Annotated in this window: 13 protein-coding genes; 8 read left to right on the forward strand and 5 right to left on the reverse strand. The window is 65.3% G+C overall.

Annotated elements, in window-relative coordinates:
- Nucleotides 1–173 precede the first annotated feature (173 nt).
- Entirely contained in the window at nucleotides 174–752 is a 579-nt protein-coding gene (phaR, locus tag DDE20_RS06020) for a polyhydroxyalkanoate synthesis repressor PhaR (protein ID WP_116557560.1), read from the forward strand.
- Nucleotides 753–854: 102 nt separating this feature from the next.
- Here the strand turns inward: phaR and DDE20_RS06025 are convergent, their stop codons facing one another.
- Both DDE20_RS06025 and DDE20_RS06030 read right to left on the reverse strand, forming a co-directional pair.
- Nucleotides 855–2,888 (reverse strand): ASKHA domain-containing protein, encoded by a 2,034-nt coding sequence (locus tag DDE20_RS06025; RefSeq protein ID WP_116557561.1) that lies wholly within the window; start codon nucleotides 2,886–2,888, stop codon nucleotides 855–857.
- Nucleotides 2,889–3,035: 147 nt separating this feature from the next.
- Nucleotides 3,036–3,371, reverse strand: a complete 336-nt coding sequence (locus tag DDE20_RS06030; protein WP_240607862.1) for a DUF6477 family protein — start codon at nucleotides 3,369–3,371, stop codon at nucleotides 3,036–3,038.
- 277 nt (nucleotides 3,372–3,648) lie between these two features.
- Here DDE20_RS06030 and DDE20_RS06035 point away from each other — a divergent pair, with 277 nt between their 5' ends.
- Nucleotides 3,649–4,743, forward strand: a complete 1,095-nt coding sequence (locus DDE20_RS06035) for a DUF6456 domain-containing protein (protein WP_116557562.1) — start codon at nucleotides 3,649–3,651, stop codon at nucleotides 4,741–4,743.
- A 159-nt stretch (nucleotides 4,744–4,902) separates the two neighbouring features.
- Here DDE20_RS06035 and trpD read toward each other — a convergent pair whose 3' ends face one another.
- Both trpD and DDE20_RS06045 read right to left on the reverse strand, forming a co-directional pair.
- Complete coding sequence (gene trpD, locus DDE20_RS06040; RefSeq protein ID WP_116557563.1) at nucleotides 4,903–5,919, reverse strand: anthranilate phosphoribosyltransferase; 1,017 nt, start codon at nucleotides 5,917–5,919, stop codon at nucleotides 4,903–4,905.
- Nucleotides 5,916–6,497, reverse strand: coding sequence for an anthranilate synthase component II (locus DDE20_RS06045; protein ID WP_116557564.1), 582 nt, complete (start codon nucleotides 6,495–6,497; stop codon nucleotides 5,916–5,918). The genes trpD and DDE20_RS06045 overlap by 4 nt, the downstream gene beginning before the upstream one ends.
- Nucleotides 6,498–6,679: 182 nt before the next feature.
- Between DDE20_RS06045 and DDE20_RS06050 the strand changes: the two genes are divergently transcribed.
- On the forward strand, nucleotides 6,680–9,178 hold the full coding sequence (locus DDE20_RS06050; RefSeq protein ID WP_116557565.1) for a divergent polysaccharide deacetylase family protein: 2,499 nt from the start codon (nucleotides 6,680–6,682) through the stop codon (nucleotides 9,176–9,178).
- 95 nt (nucleotides 9,179–9,273) lie between these two features.
- On the opposite strand, the gene DDE20_RS06055 is transcribed toward DDE20_RS06050, so the two are convergent.
- Nucleotides 9,274–9,600, reverse strand: a complete 327-nt coding sequence (locus tag DDE20_RS06055; protein WP_116557566.1) for a HesB/IscA family protein — start codon at nucleotides 9,598–9,600, stop codon at nucleotides 9,274–9,276.
- Between the two features lie 110 nt (nucleotides 9,601–9,710).
- Between DDE20_RS06055 and DDE20_RS06060 the strand changes: the two genes are divergently transcribed.
- The 5 genes from DDE20_RS06060 to DDE20_RS06080 all read left to right on the forward strand — a co-directional run bounded on the left by DDE20_RS06060 (nucleotide 9,711) and on the right by DDE20_RS06080 (nucleotide 16,857).
- Nucleotides 9,711–10,913 (forward strand): deoxyguanosinetriphosphate triphosphohydrolase, encoded by a 1,203-nt coding sequence (locus DDE20_RS06060; RefSeq protein WP_116557868.1) that lies wholly within the window; start codon nucleotides 9,711–9,713, stop codon nucleotides 10,911–10,913.
- Entirely contained in the window at nucleotides 10,886–12,877 is a 1,992-nt protein-coding gene (locus tag DDE20_RS06065; RefSeq protein WP_116557567.1) for a cation:proton antiporter, read from the forward strand. The genes DDE20_RS06060 and DDE20_RS06065 overlap by 28 nt, the downstream gene beginning before the upstream one ends.
- Nucleotides 12,878–12,925: 48 nt before the next feature.
- Nucleotides 12,926–14,668 carry an arginine--tRNA ligase gene (argS, locus tag DDE20_RS06070; protein ID WP_116557568.1) on the forward strand — a complete coding sequence of 581 codons (1,743 nt, stop codon included), beginning with the start codon at nucleotides 12,926–12,928 and terminating at the stop codon, nucleotides 14,666–14,668.
- 106 nt (nucleotides 14,669–14,774) lie between these two features.
- Nucleotides 14,775–15,866: an SPOR domain-containing protein gene (locus DDE20_RS06075; RefSeq protein WP_116557569.1), complete on the forward strand. Its 1,092-nt coding sequence runs from the start codon at nucleotides 14,775–14,777 to the stop codon at nucleotides 15,864–15,866.
- Nucleotides 15,867–15,876: 10 nt separating this feature from the next.
- Nucleotides 15,877–16,857 (forward strand): glycoside hydrolase family 3 N-terminal domain-containing protein, encoded by a 981-nt coding sequence (locus DDE20_RS06080; protein ID WP_116557570.1) that lies wholly within the window; start codon nucleotides 15,877–15,879, stop codon nucleotides 16,855–16,857.

Genomic DNA, 16,857 nt, shown 5'->3' on the forward strand with positions numbered 1-16,857 from the left:
AGACAGACCCCGAAAAGGCGGACCATTGGTCCGCCTTTTTTCGTGTTTATGCGAATAAAAGCGGCAATTCGCCGTGAATTGCCTTCAATTGTTGCGCTGCGGCAAAGAATTCTGTTTCACACGCGGCAATTGCGGTCTAACCTTGCCGCAATGCAACAAATTGGGGGCCCGCTGTGTCTGCAAGTCAAAAGCCGCTTCTGATCAAGCGTTACGCCAGTCGCCGGCTCTATAATACCGAGAGCAGCGATTATGTGACGCTCGAGGATATCGCCGGTTTCATCCGTGCCGGACGCGAAGTCCAGATTATCGACCTCAAAAGCGGTGATGATCTGACGCGGCAATATCTGCTGCAAATCATTGCCGAACATGAAAGCCGCGGCGAGAATGTGCTGCCCTTGGATGTGCTGACCGATCTGGTGCGCAGCTATACGGCGCAGGCGCAAAGCGTGGTGCCCGAGTTTCTGTCGATGTCGTTTGATATGCTGCGGCAGGGGCCGAACAAGATTGCCGAGCAGATGACCGCGATCAATCCGATGATGGCGCAAATGTCGAAAATGCCCGGCTTCGAGGCGATGCAACGCCAGCAGCAGCAATTCATGGAATCGATCATGTCGGGCTGGCCGACGCCGGGCGCCGAGCCTGCCAGCAGCGAGGCCGAGAGCCCCGCAGCGGAGGAAAACGCCGAGGATCTGTCCGAGATCCGCAAGCAACTGGCGGCGCTGGAAAGCAAGCTGAGCAAACTGGGGCGTTGACGCCTGCGGGGGCGCTTGCGGGTGCCGCCAATGTCTTAACAGTTGAAAAACGGCAAGCGGTGTTCCCATCGCTTGCCGTTTTCTCGTTTTAATCCCAGTCGCTTAGCGCTTGCGCCGCCGCCGTGTGCCGCTCTCGGAACCGGCAGTGTTATGCGAGACATCGGGCAGATGCACGACCTTGAGCAAATGCGGAAACCCCTCGACCGCGTTGGGGATCGCCGAGGCATTGACGAAATGCTGCTGGAACTTCGGCTCGATCGCGGTCTCGACCTTATGGATCTGGCCGACCTGTTTCTCGACCCCCGCACGCGCGCCGACATTGCACAGCGCCAGCCGCGCGCCGGTGCCCGCGGCGTTGCCGGCGCTGGTCACATTTTCCAGCGGGCAATCGGGGATCATCCCCAGCACCATCGCGTGTTTCGGGCTGATATGGGCGCCGAAGGCCCCGGCCAGCACCACGCGATCGACGGTTTCGGTGCCGAATTCATCCATCAACAGCCGCGCGCCCGCATAAAGCGCCGCTTTTGCCAGCTGGATCGCGCGGATATCGCCTTGGGTGACGGTGATCACCGGCCCGTTTTGCGCGCTGCCGTCATACACCAGATATTCATGGGTGCGCCCCGCGGCGCGCGAACGCGGCGTGCCGGTCTGCTCGGGTCCGCCGATCAATCCGGCGGGGTCAACCAGTCCGGCCATGCGCATTTCCGCCACCGCCTCGATGATCCCCGAGCCGCAGATGCCGGTGACGCCGGTGGAGGCGGTCGCCTCGGCAAAGCCTTCTTCGTTGGACCAGATATCGCAGCCGATCACCTTGAAGCGCGGTTCTTTGGTCTTGGGGTCGATCTCGAGATGCTCGATGGCGCCCGGTGCGGCGCGCTGGCCGCTGGAAATCTGCGCGCCCTCGAATGCCGGTCCGGTCGGCGAGGAACAGGCCAAGACCCGGGTTTTATTGCCCAAAAGGATTTCGGCATTGGTGCCGACATCGACGATCAAGACCAGATCATCCGAGAGTTGCGGCGCCTCCGACAGCGCCACCGCCGCCGCATCCGCGCCCACATGCCCCGCGATACAGGGCAGGATATAAAGCCGCGCCTCGGGGTTGATCGCGGTCAGATCGACCTCGCTGGCGGGCAGGGACAGCGACGAAGAGGTGGCCAACGCAAAGGGCGCTTGCCCCAGTTCCACCGGATCAATCCCCATGAACAAATGGTGCATGACGGGGTTGCAGACGATCACCGTTTCCATGATCGCCAGCGGATCAATGCCGGCCTCTTCGGCGACATTCAGCGACAGCGTGTTGATCGCCTCGCGCACCGCTTTGGTCATCTCGATATCACCGCCGGGGTTCATCATCGAATAGGACACGCGGCTCATCAGGTCTTCGCCAAAGCGGATCTGCGGGTTCATGATCCCGCCCGAGGCGATCACGCTGCCATCGCGTAAGTCACTGAGATGCGCGGCAATTGTCGTCGAGCCAAGGTCAAAGGCAATGCCGCAAAGCGCGCCTTCATAGAGGCCGGGCCAGACATCGAGAATGCGCGATATGCCGGTGTGATCGCGATACAGCGCCACGGTGATCTGGAATTTGCCCTTGCGCAGCACCGGCTGCAATTTGCGCAGGATCGTCGGGCCGGCCTCGACGCGCGGGATCTCCCATTGCTCGCGCAGGGCGTTGGCCAGCCGCTCGAGATCCCCGGAGGGTTCATGCATATCGGGCTCGGCAACCTCGACAAAATAAAGCCGCGTGGCGGGGTCCATCTCGACCACCCGTGCCGAGGCCGCCTTGCGCACCACCTGCCGGTGCAACTGGCTCTCGGGCGGCACATCAACGACGACATCGCCCATCACCTGCGCCTGACAGCCCAGCCGCCGCCCGTCCAGCATGCCGCGCTTGTCCTTATAGCGCTGCTCGACCGAATTCCACGCGCTCAGCGCCTCGGGCGAGACTGTGACCCCGTGTTTGGGAAACTCGCCTACCCCCGGAGATACCTGACATTTCGAGCAGATCCCGCGGCCTCCACAGACCGAGTCCAGATCGACGCCCAATTGCCGTGCGGCGGTCAGAATGGGCGTGCCATGGGCAAACCGCCCGCGCTTGCCCGAGGGGGTAAAGATCACCAATGCGTCATCAGCCATAGTCGCCGTCCCGTGCCCGTTATCACCTGCGCAATGCCTGCGCGCAGGTGTTCCATGGGCCAGTCTACGCCCGCTTGCAACCAGCGAAAGCGGGCCAGCGACACGGGCCATGCGGAAAGCGACCGGCGGGTGGGCTGTGGGGCGCGGTCAAGGGCGCGGGCGCAGGCTGGCGGTGAGCAGTTGCGCCTCGGCGAGCAGCGCGATCAGCACTTCGATATGTCTGGCCGCGCGCCACGGGCTGCCGACCTCATGCAGCGGACGCAAGCGGCGGGCGTTGTGGATCTCTTCGAGTTCGATCAACTGCGCGAGGCAGTCGGCGCCCGGCTTTGGCGTAACCGGCACCCTGAGGATGCGGCGCAGATCACGCGCGCGGGCATAGTCCAATGTGCCCAAGCGCGCGGTGCGCAACAACAGGCGCGGGCGGGTGATGCCCGTGAGCATGTGCAGGACGGTGAATGTCGCGTCGGGGGCGTGGAAGCTCATCGCGGTCTCCAATCTGGTTTGAAACTGCGCGGAGTTTGGCACAACTTATACGGGTGTTGCATTTCACGCCCGAGCCACCGTGCGCCGAGTTTATCGCATCTTTGCAAATGGGTAACGAAATAGGGGCCTGCGCATAAAGGTTAACAAGCCTGTTCCTAGCACACGCACGGGTTGCGTATCTTAACGAGTCCGAAACCAGTCCGAGACTGGCGCCGCCGGGGCTGCCACCCCGTTGCGTGTGACCCTATTCGCTATGGCATAGTCAAAGAGGGACCTTATGACCGCCAATATTTCACCGATTGCCAGACTGCCCGACTGGGTGCCTTCGGCGGTGCGTCTGTATCTCAAGCACACCGAATCGGGGGTTTCCCTGCGCGAGATTGCCCGCAGCGAGGGGGTGCATGCCTCGACGGTGATGCGGCAGGTGCGCCGGTTTGAAAACCGCCGCGATGATCCGCTGGTGGAGCGCGCTTTGGGGCGGTTGTTGGAGCCGGAGGTGAGCGGGTCGGCTGTGGTGGCGGGGGGCGGGCGCGCGCAGATATCGGCGGCTTGTGCCAGATCGCCGCAGGCCGCGCAGGCGAAGACCGGGCGCCCGCCGCTGGATGAGGCGCAGCTTGATGCCGAGGCGCGCCGTGTCTTGGCGGCGCTGGCCGGGCCGGGCGCGGTGATGGCGGTGGCGGCGGATATGGAGCGCGCGGTGGTGATCCGCGATAGCGGCGCGGGGCCGCAGCGTTTGGCGGTGCTCGACCGCCCCGTCGCCGAGGCTTTCGCCCTGCGCGACTGGATCACCTGTGTGCAGATGGGGCGGGTCTCGCGCTACGAGATTTCCGCTAATGGACGCGCGGCCTTGCGGCGATTGGGCGGCGAAGGGGGCAGCGCCGAGGCGGTGTCCCTACGCGATCCTGACGAGGCGCGGCGCACCCGTCCGGTGACGGTGGAAAATCCGGTGACCGCTTTGGCGCGGCGGCGCGACCGCGATGGCAATGTGTTTCTGGCGCCGAACCTGGTGGCGGCGGCGGAACGTCTGCGCGAGGATTTCGAGATCGCCCAGATGGGGCCGCGGATGGCACAGGATTGGGAGCGATTTCTGACCGGACCGGTGCAGGGCGGGCGCGGCGCGCATGACGGGTCCGGCGCGGCCTCGGGCGGTGCGCGGGCGGCGCGGGACCGGGTCAGCGCGGCGCTGGGTGAACTCGGGCCGGGGCTGGCGGATATGGCGCTGCGCTGCTGCTGTTATCTGGAGGGGTTGGAGACCGCCGAACGCCGCCTCGGCTGGTCAGCGCGCTCGGGCAAGATCGTGCTGCGCATCGCGCTCCTGCGGTTGCACCGCCACTATGAGGATCAGGGCGATGCGGGCAAGATGATCGGCTGACCTGCGCGGGTTTGGATGTCAGACGTTTGGCATCACGTCCTGCTGTGTGCCGCGCTTGAGAGGCGAGGGAAAGCCTGTAAATGTTGAATAAGTGATATTTTCGGCAGTATCAGCGCCCGAAAGCGGTCTGGGACGTTGAAAAACCATCAATCCGCAAGCTCACTCCACCGGCAGGATCCGCGCCAGTGTCGCCACCTTCTCGGCGGCGGCACCGGACTCGAGCGAGACCCGCGCCATCTCGACGCCCGCCTTCAGATCCTCCACACGTCCGGCCACGATCAGCGCCGCGGCGGTGTTGAACAGCACCGCATCGCGGTAGGCTGGGCGGCCCGCACCGGCCAGAACTGCGGCCATCTCGGCGGCATTCTCTGAGGGATCACCGCCCAGAAGATCCTCGAACGGATAGACCGGCAGACCGGCGTCCTCGGGATGCACCTCGAACTCGCGCAGCGCGCCGTTTTCGAGTGCGACCACCTGCGAGGGCGCGGCAATCGACAGCTCATCAGTGCCGTCGCCACCATGCACCAGCCAGGCTTTTTCCGACCCCAGCGCCAGCAGCACCTCGGCCATCGGGCGGATCAATTCGGGCGTGAAGGCGCCGGTCAATTGCCGCGTCACCCCCGCCGGATTGGTCAGCGGGCCAAGGATGTTAAAGATCGTGCGGGTGCCCAATTCGGCGCGCACCGGCCCGACATGGCGCATCGCCGGATGATGCATCGGCGCCATCATGAAGCAGATGCCGGCCTCGGCCAGCGCCTTTTGCACCTTATCGGCAGTGACCATCACCTCGATCCCCAGCGCGCCCAAAGCATCCGCCGCGCCGGATTTCGATGACAGGTTGCGGTTGCCGTGTTTCGCCACCGGCACGCCCGCGCCCGCGACGACAAAGGCCGTCGTGGTCGAGATATTCAGCGTGCCCTTGCCGTCGCCGCCGGTGCCGACCACGTCGATCGCGCCAGCGGGGGCACGCACCTTGACGCAGCGCGCGCGCATCACCGCGGCGGCGGCGGCATATTCATCGACCACCTCGCCGCGGGTGCGCAGGGTCATCAAGAACCCGCCCATCTGCGCCGGTGTTGCATTGCCGGCAAACAGGATGCCGAAGGCGTCCTCGGCCTCGGCGCGGGTCAGCGGGCGGTCAACGGCGCTGGCAATCAGGCTTTTCATATCGTTCATGCCGGCACTCCAAGCTGATCGAGAAAGGTTTTCAGCATCGCATGGCCATGTTGCGAGGCGATGCTTTCGGGGTGGAATTGCACCCCTTCGATGGGCAGGCTCTTGTGCCGCAGGCCCATGATCATATCGTCGTCTAGCCAGGCGCTGACCTCAAGACAGTCGGGCAGCGAGGCGCGCTCGACCATCAGCGAATGATAGCGCGTGGCCTCCAGTGGCGAGGGCAGACCGGCGAAAACGCCCGCGCCTTCGTGGTTAATGCGGCCCAATTTACCATGAACGATCTCATCGGCGCGCACCACTTTGCCGCCAAACGCCTGCCCGATGCTCTGATGGCCCAGACAGACGCCCAACAGCGGCAGGCGGGTCTCGGCGCAGGCCTGCACCAGATCAAGGCAGATGCCCGCCTGATCGGGATCGCAGGGTCCGGGGCTGAGCACAATTCCCGCCGGTTTCATCGCCAGCGCCTCTTGCGCAGTCAGCGCGTCATTGCGTTTGACCACCACTTCGGCGCCCAATTCCCCGAGGTAATGCACGAGGTTATAGGTGAAACTGTCGTAATTATCGATCAAGAGCAGCATGGGGCGATCCGGCGCGAGGGATTTGAGCCCCTACATGCAACCGGGCAAGGGGCGGGGTCAACCCGCGACCGTGCCCTTGCGGGTGCGTTTGGCGTGGATTTGCGGGGCATCCGGGGGTGTCATGGGGCGCCGGATTGGCTATACTGGCGGCTAAGATTCCGGTCAGGAACATGAGAGGCGAGATGGGCGGTTTTATCAAAGGTGTATTGGTCGGCGCGGTCAGTTTTGTGCTGGGGCTGGCGGTATTGACGCTGGTGTTTCCGGTGCCCGGACAGCTTGAGGATGACGCGGGGCCTCTGGGCGCGCAGGTCGATGGGGCTGCGGGTGAAGAGGCGGTCGCCGAGGGCGAGCCCGAGCCAACGGAGGCGCCGGAAGACGCGGGCGAAGCTGCGCCTGAGGCTGCGATGGAGGCCGCTCCCGAAGGCTTGGCTGAGGCTGCGCCGGACGCGATGACCGGTGAGGATATTGACGCCGAGGTGGGGGGCGAAACGGACGCCACTGCAGAGATTGTCGCGCCGGAGGATGCTTCTGAGGGGGCCGAAACCAGCGAGAGCGAGGTAATGGGCGCGGAGGCCGAGGGGGCTGCCGAGACGGGAGCGGCTTTGGCTGTACCTCAGCCGGAGGCGCCTTTGGGGGCGGACGCCGAGGCGCCGGAGGCGGGTGAGGGCGGCGGGGAGTCGCAGGCGCAAACCGTTGAAAACGCAGAAGTATCGGATGCCGGGGGCGCTGCGGATGTGACCGAGGACGCTGACGAGGCGGCGCCTTCCACCGAGCGTGCAGAGACTGCCATGGTCGAGGCGCTGGAAGAGGTGATGGCCAGCGAAGACGCCGCCAGCGTGACGGAAGCACCGGGGCAAGACAGCCCAGCGGCACGCAGTGCGCTTGAGGTTGAAGCTGGCGATGAACTGGCGGCGGTCGGCGCTGGAGAGCACGCGGCGGTGGCGGCGGAATTGCCCGACCCGCCCGAGATGCCCGCGCAGGTAGACGTCACAGAGCCGCCGGTTGAGTTGGCCCCCGCATTGCCAGAGGTGGCCGAAGGTGAGACCCCGCCCGAGGGTGAAAACATGGCGGTTGGAGCCACGGGCGAGGAGGAGAGCGACCCGCTGATCGCGCCGGAATTGGCAGAGGAAGACAGGGGCGTTGCGCAAGTTGCTGAGCTTGAGGGCGAGGCGGTCGAGAGCCTTGATGCGGCGGTGACCGAGGCGTTGCCAGTCGAGCCGGATGCGGCAGAGGTTGATGCGGGCGTTGCGCCGGTTGCGGAGGCTGAGGAGGGGGCGGTCGAGAGCCTTGATGGGGCGGTGACCGAGACGTTGCCTGTTGAGATGGAAGCGGCAGGGTCCGATGCGGGCGTTGCGCCGGTCGCAGAGTCTGAGGGACATGCGGTCGAGAGCCTCGATGGGGCGGTGACCGGGGCGCTGCCGGTTGAGATTGAAGCGCCAGAGGCCGATGCGTCAGACACGGGAGATGCGCCGGTTGTGGAGGCGTTGCCTGTTGAGACGGGTGCGGCAGAAGGGGACGCCGCCGATACGGAGGTCGCGGAGCCTCAGGATGCGGCGGTGATCGAGGCGTTGCCAAGCGGGGCGGATGCGGTAGAGCAGGATACCGTTGGAGCTGCTGAAACTGTGGTTGCCGGGTCTGCCGCTGGGGATGAACCGCAAGCCGCGGGGGAGGGGGCGCCGGTGCAGGCTTTGCCCGACGAGGCGGTGCAGCCGCTTGAGCCGTCACTTGACCCCACGGTTGAGCCGCCAGTTGAATCCGCGCTGGAAACCCCGCCAATGCCGCAGGTGCGGCGGATGCCCGGGGGCTCGGCGGATGTTGCGGTGCGGCGGGGGTTGTCGGGGGGAACGGCAGGGGGATCAGTTGCGGGATCAGCGGGCGCCGAGGCGCCGACCGCGGGTGTGCGGATCGGGCGGTTGCCAAGTATTGGCCGCAGCACAGAGTCCGATCTGGCGGATGCCGCAGATGCGCAGGCCACCGAGGCTGCCGACGCGATAACCCCTTCTGAAACCACGGATTTACCCGCCTATCAACGCTATGCCGCCGAGGTCTCCCTTGCCCCCGGCGCCAATGCCCTGGGCGTGGTGCTGATCGAGGACCCCATGGCCGAGGCGGCGTTGACCGCGCTGCCGCTGCCGGTGACGCTGGCGATGGACCCCGCCGATCCGGACGGCCCACGCCGCGCTGCAGCATACCGTGCCGCAGGGCATGAGATCGCGCTGTTGGCGCAGGGCATCCCCGAGGGCGCGACGCCGGCGGATATCGAGGTCACCCTGCAGGTCTGGATGCGTGACTTCCCGCAGGTGGTGGCGCTGATTGATGTCGCCGAGGGCGGGATTGCCAGCCGTCGCCTGATCGCGCGTGATCTGGCGCTGATGCTGGCGCCCGAAGGCTATGGGGTGATCGCCCTGCGCAGCAATCTTGACGCTTTCGGGCAGGCGGCGCAGGCGGCGGGGCTGGCGACGGCCTCGGTGTATCGCAGGGTCGATGGCGCGGGGCAGAGCGCGATTCGCATCCGCCGGATGATCGACCGTGCGGGGTTCGAGGCGCAGCGCAGCGCGGGCATTTTGATTGTCGGTTCGGCGGGCAATCCTGACACGCTGGAGGCTTTGCGCAACTTTGCACAGGCGTCGGCGCGGGGCGTGGTGGTGACACCGGCCTCGGCGGTGCTGGCGGTGCAGTGAGGCCGCGTCCGGGCCAAAACCATAGACCGGATCAACAGCATATACCGCGCGGGGCGAAACCCTCTCCGCGCGGAAACACCTGTGATCCCAAAGATTTACATCGAGAAACTGGTGCCGCAGCCGCAGCTTGAGGCGGCGTTGGGGTTCTCGATGGTGAAGCGCGCGCCGATCAGCTCTTCGGTGAAATCAATCACCGAATTGGCCAGAAACGGCAGCGAGACAGGATCGACGACCACCGCTTGCCCCTTGCCCTCGAGCACCAGATCATCCTCGGCCTTGGCGTCAAGGGTTATCTCATAGGAGAACCCCGAGCACCCGCCGCCCAAGACAGCCACACGCAAAACTTGCGGCTCGCCGGCGGATTCGGCAATTTCAGCAAGGCGTTCAAAGGCGCGGTCGGTAATTTTAGGTGGAAGATTCATGGCAGATCATTGGTTTCCTTAAGGTCTGAGCCAGATATAAGCGGGGGAACACGGTGCGACAAGCGCACCGGCCCTCAAATTCACTCTGTTAGACTGTGGGCCTTTTCACCATGACTGCAACCGTTCCTTTCGCCGCCGACCCCAGAGCCAGCCGCGGACGGCTGTATCCGGAAGTGATCTCGACCTTCCGCTCGCCATTCCAGCGCGACCGCGACCGGATCATCCATTCCTCGGCGTTTCGCAGGCTCAAGCATAAAACGCAGGTGTTTATCGAGCATGAGGGCGATTATTACCGCACCCGCCTGACCCATTCGATCGAGGTGGCGCAGGTGGCGCGGACGCTAGCCGGCGCGCTGGGGCTGAACACCGATCTCGCCGAGGCAATCGCGCTGGCGCATGATCTGGGGCACACGCCCTTTGGCCATACCGGCGAGGATGCGCTGGCGGAGCTGATGCAGCCCTACGGCGGCTTTGACCATAACGCGCAGGCGCTGCGGATTGTCACCAAGCTGGAACGCCATTACGCGGATTTCGACGGGCTCAACCTGAGTTGGGAGACGCTGGAGGGCATCGCCAAGCATAACGGCCCGATTTTGGATGCCGAGGGCAAGGTGCTGAAACCGCCGCTGCCGATGGCGCTGGCCGAGTATAACGCGCAGCATGATCTGTGGCTGCACACCCATGCCAGCGCCGAGGCGCAGGTGGCGGCGATTGCCGATGATGTGGCCTATAACCACCATGATCTGCACGACGGGCTGCGCTCGGGTCTGTTTGACGAAGATGATCTGATGGAATTGCCGATCACCGGCCCCGCCTTTGCCGCCGTCGATGCGATGTATCCGGGGCTGGATAAAATGCGCCGCCGCCATGAGGCGCTGCGGCGGGTGTTCGGGGTGATGGTCGAGGATGTGATTGCCGTCGCCGAGCACCGGTTGCAGGCCGCGCAGCCCAAGGATGCCGATGCGATCCGCCATCTGGGCACCACCATTATCCGCTTTTCCGACAAGCTGTTTCGTGAGTTGAAAGTGATCCGGCATTTCCTGTTCACCCGCATGTACCGCGCGCCTTCGGTGGTGGCGATGCGCGCCGAGGTGACGCAGGTGGTGCATGATCTGGTAACCTTGTTCATGAAAGCCCCCGAGCATCTGCCCGAGGAATGGCGCGGTGACGTTGCGTTAGCTGCCTCAGATACCGAACTGGCGCGGATCGTGGCGGATTACGTTGCCGGTATGACCGACCGATTCGCATTGCAAGAACACGCCCGTCTCATCGAAGGAAGCCAAGCATGGCCGCAGGCACCCTATCAGGTCTAACCCCCGTCGAAGCGATTGCGCTGGTCGGCGTTCTCGGCGTTGGCGCGCAGTGGCTGGCGTTCCGGCTGAACCTGCCGGCGATTGTGCTGATGCTAGGGGCGGGGCTGATCGTGGGGCCGGTGCTGGGGGTTTTTGATCCCGCGCGTGATCTGGGCGCATTGACCGGCCCGCTGATCTCGGTGGCGGTGGCGATCATCCTGTTTGAAGGCGGGATGACGCTGAACCTGCACGGGTTGCGCGATGCGGCGAAGGGCGTGAAACGCTTGGTGCTGGTCGGCGCGCCCTTGGGCTGGCTGACCTCGGCTTTGGCGCTGCATTACGGCGCGGGGCTGAGCTGGGCGACGGCCTCGGTGTTCGGCGGGGTGATGATTGTCACCGGCCCGACAGTGATCGCGCCGATCCTGCGGCAAGCGCGGCTGGCGCGGCGTCCGGCGGCGCTGCTGCAATGGGAGGCGATTGTTAACGACCCGATCGGCGCGCTGGCGGCGGTGCTGGCCTTTGAGGTGGTCGTGGTCCTAAACACCGCCCCCGCGACGGCGGAAAGCACCGCCTGGCATATGGTCCTGGGCATCTTGTTGGCGCTGGCGCTGGGCTTGATCGCGGGGCTGGCGATTGCCTGGATATTCCGCCGCGCCTTGGTGCCGGAATATATGAAAGTGCCGGTGCTCTTTGTCACCGTTCTGGCGGTTTTCGCGCTGCCCAACGGCTATCTGCACGAGAGCGGGCTTCTGGCGGTGACGGTGATGGGGCTGGTGATTGCCAACGCAAAACTGCCCAGTTTTGTCGAGCTGCGCCGGTTCAAGGAGCACGCGACGGTGCTCTTGGTGTCCGGCGTGTTCATCCTCTTGGCGGCGGGGCTGGATGTGGAGCAGGTCTTGGCGCTGGACTGGCGCGCGGCGCTCTTCGTGGCGCTGGTGGTGCTGGTCGCGCGGCCCCTCACGGTGCTCATGTCGCTGGCGTTCAGCGGGGTGCCGTGGCGTGAGCGATTGTTTGTCGCCTTCACCGGCCCGCGCGGCGTGGTGCTGGTCGCGGTCGCGGGGTTGTTTGGCGAGCGTCTGGTGGCCGTGGGCATCGCGGATGGCGCGCAGGTCGGCGCCTTGGCGTTTCTCTTGGTCGCGGTCACCGTGGTGGTGCACGGGTTTGGCACCAAGCCTTTGGCGCGCGCCTTGGGATTGATCGCCGCCGAGACGCCCGGCGTGCTGCTGGTCGGCGGCTCGCGGTTCAGCGTGGCGCTGGCGCAGGCCTTGGAAAAGCTGGGCGTGCCGGTCCTGATCACCGATATCAACATCCGCCGCTTGCGCCGCGCGCGCAGCGAGGGGATTGATATTTTCTATGGTGATATCTTGTCCGAGGCGGCCGAGCGTTCGGTGGAACTGGTCGGTTTCGGCACGATTCTGGCGGTCACCGATAACGACTCGCATAACACTCTGGTGGCCACCGATCTGGCGCCTGAATTCGGCCGCGAAAGCGTGTTGCAATTGAGCCGCGATCATGAAGACAGCAAACGCCGCGCGCTGCCGGTCAGCCTTGGCGGGCGGCGGTTGGCGGGGGATCTGACCTATGATGCGATCGACCAGCGGATGATCGAGGGGCATAAGGTGCGGGTCACGCGGTTGACCGAAGAATACACGCTGGCGGATTGGCAGGCGGCGCGCCCTGATGCCATGGTGCTGGCGATCCTGCCGCCCGATGGCACGTTGAAATTCACCGGCGGCAAGCCCTTGGAGAAAGCCGCCAAGGGCACAAGGATCATCGCGCTGGCCAAGGAGGTCGTCGATAAAGAGGATAATGACAAGGAACTGGCCGAGAAAGAGCTGGCCGAGCGCGAGGGGAATGTCGTTGCCGATAGCGAGCAGGCGGAGGTGCTCAAGGCCGAGGCTGAAGAGGATGCGCCCTCTGCTACGGGCTCTAATACCGGCTCAAAAACGGGCCCGAACACCGGTGGAACCGCGCGCGACAATTGACCTTGGCGCCTGCCGCGCTTAGTGCAGGGGCAACAAAGGACACGAGAAATGAACCTGTTTACCGATATCCGCACGCTGGTGCTTGATTGCCTCGCCGCATTGCAGGCCGAGGGCGTGCTGCCCGCCGATCTGGAGATGAACAACGTCACCGTCGAGCCGCCGCGCGATGCGACCCATGGCGATATGGCGACCAATGCCGCGATGGTGCTGGCCAAGCCTGCCAAGATGAAGCCGCGCGATATCGCCGAGGCGCTGGCCGCGCGGCTGACCGCTGATCCGCGGATCACCGCCGCCGAGGTTGCCGGTCCCGGGTTTTTGAACCTGCGGCTTGATCCGGTGGTCTGGCAGCAGGTGATCGCCACGGTGTTGCGCGCGGGCAAGGATTATGGCCGTGCCAATGTCGGGCAGGGGCGCAAGGTCAACGTCGAATTCGTCAGCGCCAACCCCACCGGCCCGATGCATGTCGGCCATACCCGCGGCGCGGTGGTGGGCGATGCGCTGGCCTCCCTGCTGGATTTCGCCGGTTGGGATGTGACCCGCGAATATTACATCAATGACGGCGGCGGGCAGGTCGATGTGCTGGCGCGCTCGGTCTATGAACGCTACCGCGAGGCGCATGGGCTCAGCCCCGAGATCGCCGACGGGCTGTATCCCGGTGATTATCTCAAGCCGGTCGGCGAGGCGCTGAAAGCCGAGCATGGCGACAAGTTCCTCGGCAAGCCCGAGGGTGACTGGCTGCCGCTGTTCCGCAGCTATGCCACCGATGCGATGATGGCGATGATCCGCGAGGATCTGGCGGCGCTGGGCGTTGAGATGGATATCTATTCCTCGGAAAAAGCGCTCTATGGCACCGGCAAGATCGAAGAGGCGCTGGCGACCCTGCGTGACATGGATCTGATCTATGAGGGCGTGCTGGAGCCGCCGAAAGGCCGCAAGCCCGAGGATTGGGAACCGCGCGAGCAGACGCTGTTCCGCTCGACCGCGCATGGTGATGATGTGGATCGGCCGGTGATGAAATCCGACGGCTCATGGACCTATTTCGCCCCCGATATCGCCTATCACTATGACAAGGTGCAGCGCGGGTTTGACCTGCTGATCGACATTTTCGGCGCCGATCACGGCGGCTATGTCAAGCGGATGAAAGCGGCGGTTTCGGCGCTCTCGTCTGGCCGTGTGCCGCTGGACGTCAAGCTGGTGCAACTGGTGAAACTGCAGCGCGGTGGCGAGCCGTTGAAAATGTCGAAACGCGCTGGCACTTTCGTGACGCTGAAGGATGTGGTCGAGATGGTCGGCCCCGATGTCACCCGCTTTGTGATGCTGACCCGCAAGAACGACGCGCCCTTGGATTTCGACGTCGATAAGGTGCTCGAGCAGTCGCGCGACAATCCGGTCTGGTATGTGCAATACGCCTATGCGCGCATCAACTCGGTGCTGCGCAAGGCCGAGGCGCAGGGGCTGGATACCGCCGACGCCTCATTGGCCGGTGCCGCACTCTCGGATCTGTCGCATCCGGCGGAACTGGCGCTGATCCGCAAGATGGCGGATTGGCCGCGGCAGGTGGAAATCGCCGCCCGCGCCCATGAGCCGCACCGCGTCGCCGGTTACCTGATGGAACTGGCCGCCGATCTGCACGGCCATTGGAATCTGGGCAATGACGCGGTCGAGTTGCGCTTTTTGCAGGATGACCAAGCGATTATGCGTGGCAAAATTGCCCTCGCGCGGTCTGTGGGCGTTGTTATTTCCGCAGGTCTTGCTATCCTAGGCGTGACTCCTGTCGAGGAAATGCGCTGAGTACAGGCCAGCGCCCGCGTCAGGTTTGCATCCGGTAACGCCCGGATGGGGAACGAGTATGCAAAGCCAAGACCGGGCGAACCCGGCAGGCGAGTGTGAGGCGAGCATGGCACAATCGTACTACGAGGCGTATCACGCCCCGCAGCAGTCGGGGCATTCCTATGGCTACGCGCCGCAACCCGGCTATGCGCAGGGGGGCGGTGCCGGTGCTGGCTATGGGGCTGGCTATCCGCATAACGCGGGGCCGGGGGGCTATCCGCAGCCGCAGCCGCCGCGACGGGTGGGCCGTCTGGTCAATCTGGTCGGTGCGGCGCTGTCGATTGCGCTGATCGGCGGGGTCGGCATCTGGTCTTACCGCCTGATGGTGCGCGATGTCGCCGGTGTGCCGGTGATCCGCGCGCTGGCCGGACCCTTGCGCATCTCGCCCGAAGACCCCGGTGGTCGCCAAGCAGCCTATCAGGGGCTGGCGGTGAATAACGTCGCCGCCGAAGGCGGCGCGGCCGAGGCTGCGCGGACCATTGCGCTGGCACCGCCGCCCTTGGAACTCAGTGAGGAAGACCGCGCCGTTGCCGCTTTGGTCGCCGGACAACAACAGCCGATCAGCGCCCCGCCCGCGGTGCGCGCCGAGGACACCGCGCCGCGCGCGCAAGAGCCGGCGGTTTCGCCGGTCGCACCCGCGCCAAGCGCGGCGACCCAGCTTGCGGTGATTTCTGCGGATCGTCCCGGCGTCTCGCGCTCGCCGGTGCCGCGTGCGCGCCCCGGTGGCCGTATCCAATTCGCCGCCGCCTCGCTTCCGCAGGCCACAACTCCGCCGCCCTCGGGTGCTGCGGGTGGCGCTGGTGCAGCTGTTGGCGGCACCGATGCGCAGGCCGAGGCGCTGTTGCAAGAACTCGTCACCCGTCTGGGCCCCGCGCAAGCGGTGGATATCGACCCCGAGACCCTGCCGGCGGGCACGCGGTTGGTGCAACTGGGCGCCTATGACAGCGACGCCGAGGCGCGCGCCGCTTGGGACACGTTGACCACGCGGTTTCCGGCCTATCTTGAAGGGCGCGGGCGCATCGTCGAGGCCGCTTCGGCGGGCGGGCGCACCTTCTTCCGGCTGCGCGCCCATGGGTTCACCGATGAGCCCGAGGCGCGGCGCTTTTGCTCGGTGTTTCTGGCCGAGAACGCCGATTGTATCCCTGTCTTGATCCGCTGAGGACGCGCCGATGACTGCCGCGATTTTCGGATGTAGAGGCCCCAGCCTGACCGGCAGTGAGGCGGCGTTTTTCCGCGATGTGCAGCCCTTCGGCTTTATCCTGTTCAAGCGCAATGTTGATGACGCCGATACCTTGCGCCGCCTGACCGATGATCTGCGCGCGGCGGTCGGCTATGACGCGCCGGTATTCATGGATCAAGAGGGCGGCTCGGTGCAGCGGCTGCGCCCGCCCTTGGCCCGCGACTGGCCCAATGCCGCCGATCAATCGGGCGGGCAGCGGGCGGTGTTTCTGCGGCATCAATTGATGGCCCATGAGCTGCGCGCGGTCGGCGTGGACGGCAATTGCGCGCCGGTGGTTGATGTCGCGGGGCCGCTGACGCATCCGTTTCTCAAGCAACGCATCTGGTCGAAAGACCCGCGCCGCACCGCCGCTTTGGCCCGTGCCGCCGCCAAGGGGCTTTTGTCGGGCGGGGTGTTGCCGGTGATCAAACATCTGCCCGGCCATGGTGCTGCCAATGCCGACAGCCATGCGGAATTGCCGCGCTGCCCGCTGCCTTTGCACACGCTGGGCTTGCAGGATTTCGTGCCGGTGCGCGCGCTTTATGACGTGCCTTTGGGGATGACCGCGCATGTGGTTTATGAGGCGCTCGATCCTGACGCCCCCGCCACCCAATCGCCGGTGGTGATCGACTATCTGCGCCGCCGGTTGGGGTTTGAAGGCCTGCTGATGACCGATGATATAGGTATGGGCGCGCTGGACGGCTCGATCGCGATGCGCAGCCGCGCGGCGCTGGCGGCGGGCTGCGATGTGATCCTGCATTGCTCGGGCGAGATGGCCGAGATGGAAGAGGTGGCCGGGCAGACCGGCCCGCTGGAAGGGGCGGCGAGAACCCGCGCGGAGGCGGCTCTGGCCGCGCGCGTCACCGCCGACGAGATTGACATTGCCGCCGTCGCCGCCGAATTTGACGCCCTGAGCAACGCAGAGGCCTGA

The sequence above is a fragment of the Pararhodobacter oceanensis genome (assembly GCF_003076755.1).
GTDB lineage: Bacteria > Pseudomonadota > Alphaproteobacteria > Rhodobacterales > Rhodobacteraceae > Pararhodobacter > Pararhodobacter oceanensis.